This is a genomic window from Streptomyces sp. NPDC028368, from assembly GCF_055565615.1.
Genome location: NZ_JBVHTY010000006.1, coordinates 107,770 through 122,318, shown reverse-complemented (window position 1 = coordinate 122,318; position 14,549 = coordinate 107,770). Strand labels below are relative to the sequence as shown.

Here is a 14,549-nt window from a genome sequence, read left to right as displayed (position 1 = left end):
CGGCGGCCCCGACGCGCGGGGGCCGGGGCGCTTGCCGCGCTCCCGGCCCCGCCTCGTTACGGAGGATTTCCCCCGCCTCGTTCCAGAGAGGTTTCCCCCGCCGCTCTAGAAGACGACCAGCGCCCGTCCGCCCTTCCCCGCCACCATCGCCTCGAACGCCGCCGGGATGTCGTCGAGGCCGATCCGGTCGGTGACCAGCGCGGCGAGGTCGAGTGCGCCGGAGCGGACGTGCGCGGCGATGACCGGGAGGTCGCGGGCCGGGTCGCTGTTGCCGTAGACGCAGCCGGAGAGGGTGCGGCCGAAGTAGAAGATCTCCAGGGCGGAGAAGGTGACCTGCTGGTCCTGGCCGCCGATGCCCACGACCGTGGTGCGGCCGCCGCGGCGGGTGGACGACCAGGCCGTACGGATGGTGTCGGCGCGGCCCACGCACTCGATGGCGACATCGGCACCGACGCCCCCGGTGAGCTTGCGGATGCGCTTGGCGCCCTCTTTCTCGAAGAACGCGGCGTCCCCGGCGAGGACGAACTCGGTGGCCCCGGCCGCCCGCGCCAGCTCCTCCTTCTCCGGCGAGACATCCACGGCCACGATCGGGCCGGCCCCCGCGATCCGCGCCGACTGGAGGGTGGCCAGGCCCACCCCGCCGACGCCGAAGACCACCACCGACTCCCCCGCCCGCACCCGCGCGCTGTGGTGGACGGCGCCCCAGCCGGTGAGCACCGCGCAGCCGAGCAGCGCCGCGTCGGCGAGCGGCACCCCGTCCGGCAGTGGCAGCGCGGCATGCGCGGGCACCACCGTCTCCTCGGCGAACGCGGCGGTCCCCAGGCCCGGGTAGAGCTCGCTGCCGTCGGCCGTGAGCTTGGCGTACGCGGCGTTCGCGGCGAGGCCGGCATTGGCGCACAGCCAGGGTTCGGCCAGTCCGCAGAAGTGACAACTGCCGCAGGAGGGCGCCCAGTTGAGAACCACCTTGTCGCCGGGGGCCACCGTGGTCACCTCCGGTCCGACGGCGGTGACGGTCCCCGCGCCCTCGTGGCCGAGGACCGCCGGGACGGGCTGGCGCAGCGTGCCGTTGGACAGGGAGAGGTCGGAGTGGCAGACGCCGGCGGCGGCGAGCCGGATCCGGACCTGGCCGGGTCCTGGCTCCGGCAGGTCGATCTCGGCGACCTCGAGCGGAGCGTTGACGGCGGGCAGTACGGCGGCGCGGACGACCACGAAATCTCCCAGGGGAAGGGCAGGGGAAGGGCGGGCGGGCGTGACTCAGAACTGGAGCGACTTGGTCTGCAGATACTCGGTCAGACCGTGCGGGCCCAGTTCGCGGCCGACACCGGACTGCTTGTAACCGCCGAAGGGGGCCAGCAGGTTGAAGCGGCCGCCGTTGATGTCGACCTGGCCGGTGTCCAGGCGGCGGGCGAAGGCGACCGCGGTCTCCTCGTCGGCGGCCCAGACGGCACCGGCGAGCCCGTAGACCGTGCCGTTGGCGATGCGTACGGCCTCCTCCTCGTCCTCGTACTTGAGGATCGAGATGACCGGGCCGAAGATCTCCTCCTGGGCGATGGTCATGTCCTCGGTCACGTCCGCGAAGACCGTCGGGCGGATGTAGTAGCCGGTGCCGAGGCCCTCGGGGGCCTCCACGCCGCCGGTCACCAGCCGCGCGCCCTCGGCCACGCCCTGCGCGATGAAGCCGCGGACCCGGTCGCGCTGTTTGGCGTTGACGACCGGGCCGAGGCGGGTGCCCTCCGCCGTCGGGTCGCCGGGGGCGCACCGGGCCACCGCCTCGGCGGTGAGCGCGACCGCCTCGTCGTACCGGTCGGCGGGGACGAGCATCCGGGTCAGCGCGTTGCAGGACTGGCCGGAGTTGCGGATGACGTCGCCGACGTTGGCACCGACGGCCTTGGCCAGGTCCGCGCCGGGCAGGATGACATTGGCGGACTTGCCGCCGAGTTCCAGGGCGACGCGCTTGACGGCGCCGCCCGCGATCGCGCCGATCTTCCGGCCGACGGCCGTGGAGCCGGTGAAGGAGACCAGGTCCACGCCCTCGTGTTCGGCCAGCGCCTGGCCGGCGACCGTGCCGAGTCCGGTGACGAGGTTGAAGACACCGGCCGGGATGCCGGCCGCGTCCACGCAGGCGGCGAACAGCTGGGCGGTGAGAGGGGTGTCCTCGGCGGGCTTGAGCACGACGGTGCAGCCCGCGGCGAGCGCCGGGGCGACCTTGTTGGTGATCTGGTGGAGCGGGTAGTTCCAGGGCGTGATCGCGCCGACGACACCGACCGGCTCGTGCAGGACGGTGGAGGTGCCGAGCTTCTCCTCGAAGGCGTACGAGGCGGCCAGTTCGGCGTACGAGCCGGTCACGGCGATCGGCAGGGCGGTCTGCACCTTCGCGCTGAAGGCTGCCGGCGAGCCCAGTTCGGCGGTGATGGTCGCGGCGATCTCCTCGGCGTGCGCGGCGAGCTGGTCGCGCAGCGCGGTCAGCTTGGCGGCGCGCTCGGCCGGGGCGGTCGCCCGCCAGGCCGGCAGCGCGGCGCGGGCGGCGCGGACGGCGGCATCCACGTCCTCGGCGCTGCCGGCCGGTACGGACGCGATCACCTGTTCGTCGGCGGGGTTGCGCACCTCGATGGCGCCGGCCCCGGCCGCGGGCCGCCATGCCCCGTCGATGTACATCCCGTCGTATGCCTTCATCTCGCCGTCCTCCCGAGCGGTCCAGGCGCGCGGCGGTCTGCCGCGCCCCTCAAACTAGCGGTGCTAGTTTGAGGGACGCCACCCCTCTGGGGGAGTGGGGCGCGTCACCCGGACATCATCACCCGGACCGGGGCGCCGGATGCCGGGAACCCGCGCCCCGGCGATGCCCGCGATACCGGCTTCACCGGCGATACGGCCGCATCACGCCGCCGGAATGTCCGCGCGGAACTTCTTCGTCAGATCGGCGCCGCGGATCACCCCGCCCTGGTGGTACTTCAGCCCCCAGGCGTCGATCACCGACCCGTCGCCGAACATACAGGCGGAGACCGCCTTCGACGGGTCCGTCTCGCCCCTGACCCCCCAACCGCCGCCGTCCGTGGGCTTGTTGCCGAACATCGCGGTGCCGTTGATGCCCTGGCAGTAGGCGATGGACGGGTTGCCGGGGCTGCTCGGGCCGGCCGGCTTGCGGACGTAGGCGAGCGCGGCCAGGGTCGGCTTGTCGGCGGCCAGGGTGTCCGCCGCGATCATGATCCGGCTGCCGTCCCCGGCAGTGAAGACGCACATCTCCCGCTCGCCGCCCAGCGCGGTGAGCTTGTTTCCGGTGCCGGTGTAATACGGGACACGCGTCCCGGCGGCGCCGCCCTGCTTCTCGCACCAGGCCGCGGCGGCCGACCTGCCGTGCGCGGCGGGCGCCGCGGCCCGGGGGCCGTCGGCCGCGGTGGCCGTCGCGGCCGTCCCGGCAACAAGGGCGAGGACGGAGACCGCAAGGGCATGGGAACGCTTCACGCTTCCTCCTGAAGGACGGTCCGAAACACCGTGCCGGGACGCCGTCGCGAGCCGGGGCGGTGCGTACGGGCACATCCTCAGCACCGCCCGCACCACCGTCAACGCGCATCCCGCCACTGCCCGGCGGCCCCCGGTACATTGACGCGATCACCGCGCCCGGCCGCCCGTGACATGCCCCGACGGGGGACCGGATCCGGCCAGTAATACCCGCGTAACAGCCCCCGGTACCCGACCGGTTGGAGTGTCCGGCCTCATGAATCCCCCACTGCTGCGCATCCGTCTTCTCGGCGGGTTCCGGGTGGCCCGCGACGGTGGCGCGCCGCTCGCGGAGCGCTGGCCCCGGCCCGGCGCCCGTACCGTGGTCAAGCTGCTCGCCCTCGCGCCGGACCGTCAGCTGCACCGCGAGCAGATCATGGCCGTGTGCTGGCCGCACGCCGAACTCCCGGCCGCACTGCGCAGTCTGCGGGTCGCGCTGCACGCGGCCCGGCACGCCCTGGAGCCCGAACTGCGCCCGCGGGCCGCCTCCGCGTATCTGACCGGCGACGGCGAACTGCTGCGGCTGGCGCCGGACACGGTGTGGATCGACACCGAGCACGCCACCGCGCTCGCCCGGCGTGCGCTGGCCGGCGGCGGGGACGGCGAACTGCCGGCCGCGCTGGCGGCGCTGGCCGGCACCCTGCTGCCCGAGGACCGCTACGCCCGCTGGGCCGGGCCGCCCCGCGAGCGCCTGGAGCGGCTGCGTGCCGAGGTCCGCGGCGCACTGGCCCGTGCGGCGTCCGCCCCCGGTGACGCGGCGCCGGGGCCCGAGGCGGACGCGGCGCGGGTACGGCTGGACTGGGCGCTGGACCTGGACCGTTCGGGACGCCACGAGGAGGCCGTCGGCGTGCTGCGCCAGGCGCTGGCCGCGTACGAGCGCCAAGGGCTGCGCGACGCCGGTGCGCTGGCCGCCGCCCGGCTGGCGGAGGCGCTGTCCCGCAGCCCCGGCGCCGGTGCCCAGGAGGCGCTGGCCGTGCTCCGTGCGCGTCCGCCGGGGCCCGGCGCGCCCGACGAGGTGCGGGCGGCGCATCACATGGCCCGTTCCGCGGTGCTGTCGTACACGGGCCGGTACGAGGAGGGGCTGGCAGCGGCGCGGGCCGCGCAGCGGGCCGCCGAGGGCGCGCCCGGTCCGCCCGGCACCGCGCTGCTGGCCCGTTCCCTCGCCCAGCAGACCGTCTGTCTGGGCCTGTCCGGCCGCACCCGCGACGCGGAGGGGCCCGCCGAACGCGCGCTGGCCCCGGCCGAGGCGTCCGGGGACCCGGCCGTGGTGGCCACGGTCCTGTCCGTACTGCGCGAGACCGCGCGCCGTGCGGGCCGGCACCGGCAGGCGCTGGAGTACGGGCGGCGCGCCCTGGCGTTGGCCGAACAGGCCGGGCGCCCCACGGCCACCGCCTTCGAGCGCGCCAACCTCGCCGAACTGCATCTGCTGCTCGGCGAGTCGGCGGATGCCGAGCGCCTCGCCCGTGCCGCCGTGGAACTGGCCGCCCCCTTCGGCGGCACCGCCCTGGCCTTCGCCCTGGTCGCCCTGGCCCGGGTCCGTACCGGCCCCGCCCCGGACGACGCGGCACGGCTCCTGGACCGCGCCGCGCGCTGCGCCGAGCTGGGCGGGCACCTTCAGGCGATGGACGAAGTCCGGGCGGCGCGGGCGGCGTTGGCCGCGGGACGGACGGTGCGGTGACCGGTCCCGGTCACCGCTCGCCACGCGGTCCGGATGTTTCCGCCCGCCGTGTGTCCTGGCCGTCCAGCCGTCTAAGGGTTGTCCCGTAATGCCTGGTGGATCAGCGCACGGCGTCAGATGCGGTACATCGCAAGGCGGAGGGACGTCCGGATACTGGGCGTATCCGGACGTTCCGACAACGCGGCGAGGTGCCGTAGCTGTCGTCGTGCGCCCGCCAGGGATTACGGGATAACCCTTAGAAGATGCCGAAGAGCAGTCCGGCGCACAGGACGGTGAGGGAGGTCACCGCGGCCCATTTCACGGTGAATTTGGTGTGGTCGCCGAATTCGACCTTGGCCATGCCCACCAGGACGTAGACGGCGGGGACCAGGGGGCTGGACATGTGCAGGGCCTGGCCGACGAGGGAGGCGCGGGCGATCTCGACGGGGGTCACGCCGTGGGCGGCGCCGGCCTCGGCGAGGATCGGGACGATGCCGAAGTAGAAGCCGTCGTTGGACATGAAGTAGGTCAGCGGGATGCTGAGGATGCCGGTGACGATGCCCATGTGCGGGCCGAGCGCGTCGGGGATGCCGGCGACCAGCCAGCGGGCCATGTGCTCGACCATGCCGGTGCCGGTGAGCACGCCGGTGAAGACGGCGGCGGCGAAGACCATGCCGGAGACGTTGAGGACGTTCTCGGCGTGCGCCGCGACCCGGGCCTTCTGGTCCTTCATGTGCGGGAAGTTGACGGAGAGCGCGAGGGCGGCGCCGAGCAGGAAGAGCACCGGGATCGGCAGGGTCTGCAGGATCAGCAGGGTGAGCAGTGCGACGGTGAGCGCCGCGTTGAACCAGTAGAGCTTGGGGCGCAGGGTGGCGCGCTGCGGGTCCAGGCCCTGGAGATCCGCATCGTCCGGGCGGTGTTCGGAGCCGGTGCCGGCGCCGCCGGCCGGAGTGGCGGGCCGGGTACCGACCGGGCCGCCGCCGCCCGCGCCGACCAGCACCTGCTCGGCCTCCTTCGCCTCGATGTGCTCGGTCACCATCCGGGTGTCGCCGAGCGTCAGCACGCCCAGCCGCTTGCGCTCGCGCCGCCCGAGGACGTACGCGAGGACGAAGACCGCGACCAGGCCGACGGCCAGCGCGGGGATCATCGGGACGAAGATGTCGCCGGCGTCCAGCTTGAGTGCGGTGGCGGCGCGGGCGGTCGGGCCGCCCCAGGGGAGGGTGTTCATCACGCCGTTGGCGGTGGCGGCGACGCCGGTCATGACGACCAGGCTCATCTTCAGCCGCTTGTAGAGCGGGTAGAGCGCCGAGACCGTGATCATGAAGGTGGTGGAGCCGTCGCCGTCGAGGGAGACGATGGCGGCGAGCAGCGCCGTACCGACGACCACCCGCACCGGATCGGCCTTGCAGAACCTGAGAATGCCGCGGACGATCGGGTCGAAGAGCCCGACGTCGATCATCACCCCGAAGTAGATGATGGCGAACATCAGCATCGCGGCCGTGGGGGCCAGGTCGCCGATGCCCTTGAGGACGTAATCGCCCAGGTGCGCGCCCTGGCCGACCAGGACGCAGAACAGCGCGGGGATGAGCACAAGCGCTGCCATCGGTGACATCTTCTTCATCATGATCAGCGCCAGGAAGGTGGCGATCATGACAAATCCGAGGATTGTCAGCATTAGGGGTACCTCACGTTCGCCCTTGAACATCTGCCGGGGTGGCGGTTCAGGTGACGTTAGGTCCCGCAAACTTTTGTTAACAAGGTCTTGACGCGCGAGCAATACGAGCAAAACCCCAGGTCAATCGCGGGCCGATAGGGATCTCACCGGACGGGCGCGAGCAGAAGAGGAGTACCGTGCGGCGGCGGTCAGCCCTGCGCCGTGCCCTGGGACCCGCCGTCCAGATACCGCGCCAGATAGGCCCGCAGCAGCTGCTTGCACTCGCCCACGATCGCGGGGTCACCGGCCGGGTCCGTACGGAAGGCGAGCTGGAGCAGTGCGTCGGCCGCCTCGACGCCGACGAGGAAGGCGGTGCGCAGCCGGTCCTCGGCGGCGTCCAGGCCGAGCGGGGCGGCGAGCAGCGCCAGCAGCCGGTCGGCGACGTCGTGGTTGGCCCGGCGGGATGCCTGCGGGGCGGGGACGGTGAACTCCACCAGGGCGAAGCCCGGCACCGTGCGCTTCATGGCGAGGTACTCGTCGACCACCACATCCATCGCGCGGCGCCACTGGAGCGGTTCGTCGGCGGGGGCGGCCAGCCCGGCGGTGATGCGGTCCGCGTAGACGTCGAGATTGCGCCGGGCGAGCGCTTCGGCCATGGCGCGCTTGTTGGGGAAGAAGCGGTAGACCGAGCCGATCGGGACGTCGGCGCGGCCGGCCACGGCGCGGGTGCTGAGGTCCTCGTAACCGGTCTCCTCCAGGAGTTCGGCGCAGGCGTCGAGGATGCGGGCGAGCCGCTGGGCGCTGCGCCGCTGGACGGGGACGCGCCGGAGCGGGGCGGCCGGCGGGGTGGACTGCGGGGTCGGCTGCTGCACCCGGACATCCTGCCCGTCGTGGGCGTGAGGAGTGCACGATCGCCGGGATCCGGCCACGGCGGCCGGGAGTCTCCGTTGACGGAAGCGGCCCCGACGGGAATCCTAAGGTCTTGCATAGGATTCGATTCCGTACGGGATCCGGTCCTGCGCACGTTTCGGTCTTGCACGGGTTTCGGAGCGGCGGGAGCACGCGATGACAGGTACGGGCAGCGAGCAGGCACGGAAAACGGCCGAGGGACTGGCCTACGCCTCCGGCTTCGGCAACGAGCACAGCTCGGAGGCCGTCCCCGGCGCGCTGCCGCTGGGCCGCAACTCCCCGCAGCTCGCCCCGCTCGGCCTGTACGCCGAGCAGCTCAGCGGCTCGGCGTTCACCGAACCGCGCCACCACAACCACCGCTCCTGGCTCTACCGCATCCGCCCCTCGGCCGCGCATCCGCCGTTCGTCCGCGCCGAACAGGGCACGATCCGCTCCGCGCCGTTCACCGACTGCGTCCCCGACCCCAACCGGCTGCGCTGGAACCCGCTCCCCGACCCCACCGGACCGGTCGACTTCCTCTCCGGCCTGTGGACGCTGGGCGGCAACGGCGACACCACCCAGCGCGCCGGCATGGCCGTGCACCTCTACTACGCCAACACCTCCATGACCGACCGGGTGTTCAGCGACGCCGACGGCGAGCTGCTGATCGTGCCCGAGCGCGGCGGGCTGCTGCTGCGCACCGAATTCGGCCTGCTGCGCGCCGAGCCGGGCCATGTGGCGCTGATCCCGCGCGGCGTACGCTTCCGCGTCGAGCTGCTGGATGCGACCGCCCGCGGCTATGTCTGCGAGAACTACGGCCGGCCCTTCCAGCTCCCCGACCTGGGCCCGATCGGCGCCAACGGCCTGGCGAACCCGCGGGACTTCCTCGCCCCGGTCGCCGCGTACGAGGACGCCGAGGGCCCCTGCGAGGTCGTCAACAAGTTCTGCGGCAACCTCTGGACGGCGACCTACGACCACTCCCCGCTGGATGTCGTCGCCTGGCACGGCAACCACGTCCCGTACGTCTACGACCTGCACCGATTCAACGTCATCGGGTCCATCAGCTACGACCACCCCGACCCGTCGATCTTCACCGTCCTCACCTCCCCCTCCGACACCCCCGGGCTGGCGGGCGTGGACTTCGTGGTGTTCGCGCCGCGCTGGCTGGTCGGCGAGGACACCTTCCGCCCGCCGTACTTCCACCGCAATGTGATGACCGAGTACATGGGCCTGATCGAGGGCGCCTACGACGCCAAAGCGGAGGGCTTCGTACCGGGCGGCGGCTCGCTGCACAACATGATGTCCGCGCACGGCCCGGACCGGGAGACCTTCGACCGCGCCGGCGCCGCCGACCTGCGGCCGCAGAAGATCGACGACGGTCTGGCCTTCATGTTCGAGACCCGCTGGCCCCTGACGCTCACCGAACAGGCCCGGGACGCCGGACATCTCCAGCGCGGCTACGACGACGTATGGCAGGGTCTCCAGCGCCACTTCCGCCCGTGACACCCGCCGCCCGCAGACCGGGGAAGACCCTGTGACCACCTTCGCTCCCGACTCGCTCGCCCTGAACCGCAAGCTGCCGCTGTGGTACCAGGTCTCGCAGTCGCTGCGCGCCTCCATACTCGGCCGCTCCCCCGGGGCACCGCTGCGGCTGCCCACCGAGGACGCCCTCGCCGCGCACTACGGCGTGAGCGTGCTGACCATGCGCCAGGCCCTGAAGGAACTGGAGGCGGAGGGCCTGATCAGCCGGCACCGCCGCCGCGGCACCTTCATCGAGCCGAGCGCGCAGCGCGGCGCACCGGTGCGGCTGCTCGGCTCGGTGGACGCGATCGTGGCCCAGCAGTCCGGGATGCGCACGGAACTGCTGGAGCACGGGCCGGTGCCCGTACCGCCCGAACTCGCGGAATATTTCCCGGACCTGACGGAAGTCACCGGCTTCCGCCGCCTGCGCGGCGACGAGACGACGGACGAGCCGACCAACCACGCGCGCAACTACGTCCGCCCCGAGGTCGCCGCCCTGATCGACCTCGCGGACCTGGAGCGCCGGCCGATGACCAAGGTGCTGCGCGATGCGGTGGGCGTCCGCATCAGCCGCATCACCGACACCGTCGAGGCCCGCCTGGCAGACCCGGAGACCGCCCGCCTCCTCCACGTGCCGCTGCTCAGCCCGATCCTGCACTACACGGGCATCACCTACGACGAGGGCGGCCGGGTGGTCGATGTGGCCCGGATCCACTACCGCGGCGACCGGTTCTCGTTCACGGTCACCCTGGACGCGCACTGACCGCAGGGCCGGGGCCCGGTTCCGGCAACGCCCCCGCCCTCAGATCCGCTCCAGGCTCCGCCCCGTACTCCGCGGCCCCAGCAGCGCCACATCCAGACACAGCAGCACCATCAGCACCGCCGAACCGCTGAACACCGCGGCCGCCCCCAGACGCTCCAGCACCGTCAGCGCGACGAAGGGCAGCACCACCGAGGTGAGCCGGGACAGCGAGTAGGCAACGCCGATGGCGCTGCTGCGCAGCCCCGTCGGGAAGATTTCGGTCTGGTAGACGTGAAAGGCGTTGGAGAAGACATTGCTGCACACCGTCAGCAGAAAACCGAAGCTGACGATCGCCCAGGTGGCGGCGGCGAAGCCGAAGGCGAGTCCGCAGGCGGCCATGCCGAGCGCCGACGCGATGATCAGCGTCCGCCGCTCCATACGGTCGATGAGCGGTACGGACAGCGCCGAGCCGACCGGATAGCCGCAGAAGGTCAGCGCCGCGTACAGCAGCGACTCGGTGACGGTGTGGCCCTTGGCCGTCAGCACCACCGGCGCCAGCGACCCGAATCCGTAGTAGCCGACGGTCTGCAGCACCTGGAAGATCCACCACATGACGGTGCGCCGCCGGAAGTCGCCGCGGAACATGTCGCCCAGCGGCACCTTCCGCTCCGGTACGGTCTCGGCTTCCGGTACGGAGGGGAGGCTCAGGCCGGTCTCCGCCGCCACCCGCTCCTCGATGCCGGACACGATCCGCCGGGCCTCGCCGTCCCGCCCGTGCACCGTCAGCCACCGCGGCGATTCCGGCAGTTGGCGTCGCATGAGCTGAAGGAACCCGGCGCCGAGCGCGCCCGCGACCAGCAGCCAGCGCCAGCCGTCGATGCCCAGCAGCTGATGCCCGGCCACCAGCCGGGCACCGAGCAGCGCGGCCACCGGCACGCCGACGAAGCCGAAGGTGTACGCGTAGGCGATGTAGCGGCCGCGCACCGCCCGGGGCAGGAACTCCGCGAGGTAGGTGTCCACCAGCACGAGTTCGGCGCCGAGCCCCAGGCCGGCGAGGAACCGCAGCGCCAGCAGCCACGGCAGATCCGGCGCGAAGGCACTCAGCAAGGAGAAGGCCGAGTACGCCCCCAGATTGACCATGAACATCCGGCGCCGGCCGAAGCGGTCGGCGAGCACCGACAGCACATTCGCGCCGACGAACATGCCGAGGAATCCCGCGGCGATCACCCAGGACCTGGCCGCGTTCCCGAGATCCCATTGTTCGGCCAGGACCGCGGCGAGCACCCCGCCGAGGAAGATCTCGTAGAGGTCGAAGAACGCGCCGATGCCGACGACAAGGGTGATCCGGCGGTGCCATCGTGACGGTGGCAGCCGGTCCAGCCGCGCGGCGACCCGGTCCTGGATGGCGGTCTCCCCGCGCCGTTCAGGCGTGGGCGAGGCGGTGTCCGTCATACGGTCCTCCCCTGAGCAGGTCCCGGCGCGCAGGGCGGATCCAGGTCCGCACCAATCCGTCGGGCGTACGGCGGGACCGTACCTCTCCAAGATCAGTAAGCGGAAGACCTCCTGTGCCCGCCGGGCTGCCCCGGTTGGTCATCCCCGGGGCACCCGCGCCCGTGGATACCATGCCGGGGTCAACCGAACGGTCCGGGAGGGGCTCCGCGTGACGGCGAAGCGGGACGCGCCACGGCCGGTGGCGCCACGGCTGTCCGAACTGATGCCGTGGTCCGTGCCGCCGCTGCGGCTGGGCCGTACCTGGGTGCGGGGGCCGGATCCGGCGGTGCTGCGGGCCCGGTGGAACGCGCTGGTGGCCGCCGGGGACGCGGCCGCCCGCGAGCGGCTGTTCCGGCCGTCCCGGTCGCGGACCCTGCACTCCGCCGTCGGGCAGCTGCCGGGCCAGACCACCCCCACCGGCCGGCTCGTGCGGGCGAGCGGCCCGTGCCCCGAGCCGGTTCGGATCCTGCACGGCCCCTTCGACCAGCAGTGGCTGCTGCCCGACCACCGGCTGATCGACGCGGCGCGGCCGGAGCTGTGGCGGGTGGCGGACGAACACCAGCTGTTCGCGGTCGAGCCGGGGCAGGTGCCGCAGGTGCCGGGGCCCGCGGTGGTGTGCTCCGCGCTGCTGCCGGACGGGCGTTCGCCGGCCGGCCGGCCCGGCCGGATCCACCCCCTCTACCGGCGTCCCGGCGGCGGTGAACCCAACCTCGCGCCAGGCCTGCTCGGCTTTCTGACCGCTCGTCTGGACAGCCCGGTGCGCCCCGCCGGCCTCCTCGCCTGGATCACCGCGAGCGCCCACCACTCCCCCGACGGCGCCGTGGTGCCGCTCACCGCCGACCCGGCCGTCTGGGACGCCGGCGTGGCGCTCGGCGAGCGGCTGCTGTGGCTGCACACCCGGGGCGCGCACGGTGCGCACTCCGGCGAGCGGCCACGGATGCCGGGCGGCCGGCGCCCCTACGTACGCTCCGCACTGCCCACCCACGGCCTGCCCGAGAGCATCGGCTACGACGCCGACGAGGAGGCGCTGCTGCTCGGCGACGGCCGGATCTCGCCGGTGCCGCCGGGCGCCTGGGACTTCCACGCGGGCGGCGTACGCGTCCTGGAGGCCTGGTTCACGCAGCGGACGACGGCCGCGGAGACGGATCCGGCCGAGGCGGGTTCGCTGGCGGCGCTGCGCACCACGGTCTGGCGCCAGGAGTGGACGTCGGAACTGCTGGAGCTGATCACCGTCCTGGCACTGCTGTCCGAACTGGGCCCGGAGACAGCGGAGTTGAGGGGGCGCACAGCGGACGGGCCGGAGATCGCGGCCGACGGGCTACGGGAGGCGGGCATCCTCCCGGCACCCGCTTCCGCCCGCCGCCCGGCCTCCGTACTCGACCATCACGAGGAAGGGCCGGAGGGCCAGTTCGCGCTGTGGTGAGGTCCGCGCTGTGGTGAGGCACCGGCGCCCGGTCCGGGGAACACAAAAAAACCACCCGTCACAAGAACGGGTGGTAAAGGAAGAGCCGGGTGATGCGTGCCTCGGCGAGCACACCGACGCGCTGCGCGCCCGGACACCAGCGAGCCAGTGACGACGGGCGGTGAATCGCAGTGCTTTGCCGGGACGGTGTGGTCGCCTGAGGTCTCGCTTCAGGGACGCGTCAGCCGTGACCGCCGAACAGCGAACGCCGCAGCCTGCGCAGCGGTGCGAACAGCGACACCCTGGCACCGCGGCTCTTCCTCGTGCGGGAGTGATCACGGGCGGTGAGCTCCCGCATCAGTGACGTCGCGCCCTCCGTCTCGCGCTGCGGTATGGCGGGACCGCCGAGCACCGCGAGATGGCGGTCGAGACGCGCACTGGACGCGCCGCTGCCGCAACTGATGGCAGGGACTCGCGCCCTGCTCCGCACTGTTATCTGTTCCATAACTCTCCCCACCCTGACGAGGGCACCCGGCACGGGCAGGGTAACCCTATCTCTCTTGGAGGACACGCGTGCAGACCGGTCAACGGATTCACCTGCCTCGCCTTGACGTTGACGAACACCATACGTAATGACGCCTACAGGACTCCCATCAGGGCGAGTTGACTCACCGTCGGGCCGCCGGAAGCCATCTGACGGGCCGACGGGACGCACGAAGAGGAGCCGGGTGGGCGGTTCCTCCTCGGCGTCGCGTGCACGGACGGTTACGCAGCGGAGCCGAACACCGGGAGATAGCCGCTGGACTGACCGGCGGCGGTGGGGTGGTAGGACTCGTCGACGGGGTAGGTCACGCTGTGCAGCCAGGGGCTCCCGGAGCACAGTTCATGGCCGGCGAAGGTGGAGTTGACGTCGGCGAAGGCGAAGCCGTGGTCGGCGGCGCGCTTGGCGGTGACGCCGTTGATGTCGTCGGCGGCGCCGTTTATGGCGGCCCGGGACTTCTCGGACAGACCGGCGACGCAGCTGCCGTTGAGTTTGTAGAAGCGCGGATAGCCCAGGACCACCACGTGTGCGGCCGGGGCCTTCTGGTCGATGGCGTTGTAGACCGAGTCGAGCTGACCGGGCAGGGTGTTGTCGATGTACGCCCTGGCCTTGGCGACCCTGGCCAGGCAGGCGCTCTCGCCCTGGAGCGCACAGGTCGTCATGGTGTCGGCGAAGCCTGCGTCGTTGCCGCCGATGGTGATGCTCACCAGGCCGGTGGAGCTGTTGAGCGGTCCGAGCTGACCGCTGAGAACATCACCCGTTCGGGCGCCGGAACAGGCGGTGAAGGAGAAGGCCGAGGGTGCGTGGGCGGCCGCCCAGAGGGCCGGATAGGCCTTGGTGCTGCGCTTGCAGGAGCCGCTGCCACTGTCGTAGCTGCCGGCTCCGACACCCGCGGAGTAGGAGTCGCCGAGGGCCACATAGCCGGTGGCGAGGGGGAGTTGGGCGGATGCGGCGGCGCTCGCGCCGGTGAGCGCGAGCGCCGTGGTGACAAGGAACGCGGAGCCCAGGGCCGCCGCTCGGGACAGTTTCATAGAACCTCCCATAGCAGGATCTCTGCCTTATTCGTGGTAGCAGGACTCGCCGGTAACAGGAAGTGTCCATGCCAAAACTCGTACACAGTTCACGGCCGATCCGCCGTTTTGTCCCGACCTTCGCTGC

The 14,549-nt window shown here is 72.4% G+C and carries 12 protein-coding genes; 4 read left to right on the top strand and 8 right to left on the bottom strand.

The window, feature by feature from the left end:
* Positions 1-105: 105 nt before the first annotated feature.
* The 3 genes from ACZ4S3_RS15735 to ACZ4S3_RS15725 form a co-directional block, all read right to left on the bottom strand.
* The gene (locus tag ACZ4S3_RS15735; protein ID WP_467932963.1) at positions 106-1,209 is read right to left on the bottom strand and encodes a Zn-dependent alcohol dehydrogenase; all 1,104 of its coding nucleotides are present in this window, start codon (positions 1,207-1,209) and stop codon (positions 106-108) included.
* A gap of 45 nt (positions 1,210-1,254) precedes the next feature.
* Complete coding sequence (locus tag ACZ4S3_RS15730) at positions 1,255-2,673, bottom strand: aldehyde dehydrogenase family protein (RefSeq protein ID WP_467932958.1); 1,419 nt, start codon at positions 2,671-2,673, stop codon at positions 1,255-1,257.
* 201 nt (positions 2,674-2,874) lie between these two features.
* Positions 2,875-3,459 carry a hypothetical protein gene (locus tag ACZ4S3_RS15725; RefSeq protein ID WP_467932956.1) on the bottom strand — a complete coding sequence of 195 codons (585 nt, stop codon included), beginning with the start codon at positions 3,457-3,459 and terminating at the stop codon, positions 2,875-2,877.
* A 253-nt stretch (positions 3,460-3,712) separates the two neighbouring features.
* Here ACZ4S3_RS15725 and ACZ4S3_RS15720 point away from each other — a divergent pair, with 253 nt between their 5' ends.
* Positions 3,713-5,173, top strand: coding sequence for an AfsR/SARP family transcriptional regulator (locus ACZ4S3_RS15720; RefSeq protein ID WP_467932952.1), 1,461 nt, complete (start codon positions 3,713-3,715; stop codon positions 5,171-5,173).
* 235 nt (positions 5,174-5,408) lie between these two features.
* Here the strand turns inward: ACZ4S3_RS15720 and ACZ4S3_RS15715 are convergent, their stop codons facing one another.
* Both ACZ4S3_RS15715 and ACZ4S3_RS15710 read right to left on the bottom strand, forming a co-directional pair.
* The gene (locus tag ACZ4S3_RS15715; protein ID WP_467932948.1) at positions 5,409-6,827 is read right to left on the bottom strand and encodes a CitMHS family transporter; all 1,419 of its coding nucleotides are present in this window, start codon (positions 6,825-6,827) and stop codon (positions 5,409-5,411) included.
* Positions 6,828-7,015: 188 nt separating this feature from the next.
* On the bottom strand, positions 7,016-7,678 hold the full coding sequence (locus tag ACZ4S3_RS15710) for a TetR/AcrR family transcriptional regulator (RefSeq protein WP_467932946.1): 663 nt from the start codon (positions 7,676-7,678) through the stop codon (positions 7,016-7,018).
* 193 nt (positions 7,679-7,871) lie between these two features.
* Between ACZ4S3_RS15710 and hmgA the strand changes: the two genes are divergently transcribed.
* Both hmgA and ACZ4S3_RS15700 read left to right on the top strand, forming a co-directional pair.
* A complete protein-coding gene (hmgA, locus tag ACZ4S3_RS15705) occupies positions 7,872-9,197 on the top strand; it encodes a homogentisate 1,2-dioxygenase (RefSeq protein ID WP_467932943.1) in 1,326 nt (441 codons plus the stop codon).
* Between the two features lie 31 nt (positions 9,198-9,228).
* Complete coding sequence (locus ACZ4S3_RS15700; protein WP_467932939.1) at positions 9,229-9,978, top strand: GntR family transcriptional regulator; 750 nt, start codon at positions 9,229-9,231, stop codon at positions 9,976-9,978.
* 39 nt (positions 9,979-10,017) lie between these two features.
* Here the strand turns inward: ACZ4S3_RS15700 and ACZ4S3_RS15695 are convergent, their stop codons facing one another.
* Positions 10,018-11,409 (bottom strand): MFS transporter, encoded by a 1,392-nt coding sequence (locus ACZ4S3_RS15695; protein ID WP_467932934.1) that lies wholly within the window; start codon positions 11,407-11,409, stop codon positions 10,018-10,020.
* 208 nt (positions 11,410-11,617) lie between these two features.
* On the opposite strand from ACZ4S3_RS15695, the gene ACZ4S3_RS15690 reads away from it, so the two are divergent.
* Positions 11,618-12,871, top strand: coding sequence for a type ISP restriction/modification enzyme (locus tag ACZ4S3_RS15690; RefSeq protein WP_467932928.1), 1,254 nt, complete (start codon positions 11,618-11,620; stop codon positions 12,869-12,871).
* A 220-nt stretch (positions 12,872-13,091) separates the two neighbouring features.
* Here ACZ4S3_RS15690 and ACZ4S3_RS15685 read toward each other — a convergent pair whose 3' ends face one another.
* Together ACZ4S3_RS15685 and ACZ4S3_RS15680 are read right to left on the bottom strand one after the other, a co-directional pair.
* Positions 13,092-13,355, bottom strand: a complete 264-nt coding sequence (locus ACZ4S3_RS15685) for a hypothetical protein (protein ID WP_362708763.1) — start codon at positions 13,353-13,355, stop codon at positions 13,092-13,094.
* Positions 13,356-13,615: 260 nt separating this feature from the next.
* Complete coding sequence (locus tag ACZ4S3_RS15680; RefSeq protein WP_467932921.1) at positions 13,616-14,422, bottom strand: SGNH/GDSL hydrolase family protein; 807 nt, start codon at positions 14,420-14,422, stop codon at positions 13,616-13,618.
* Between the last annotated feature and the right edge of the window lie 127 nt (positions 14,423-14,549).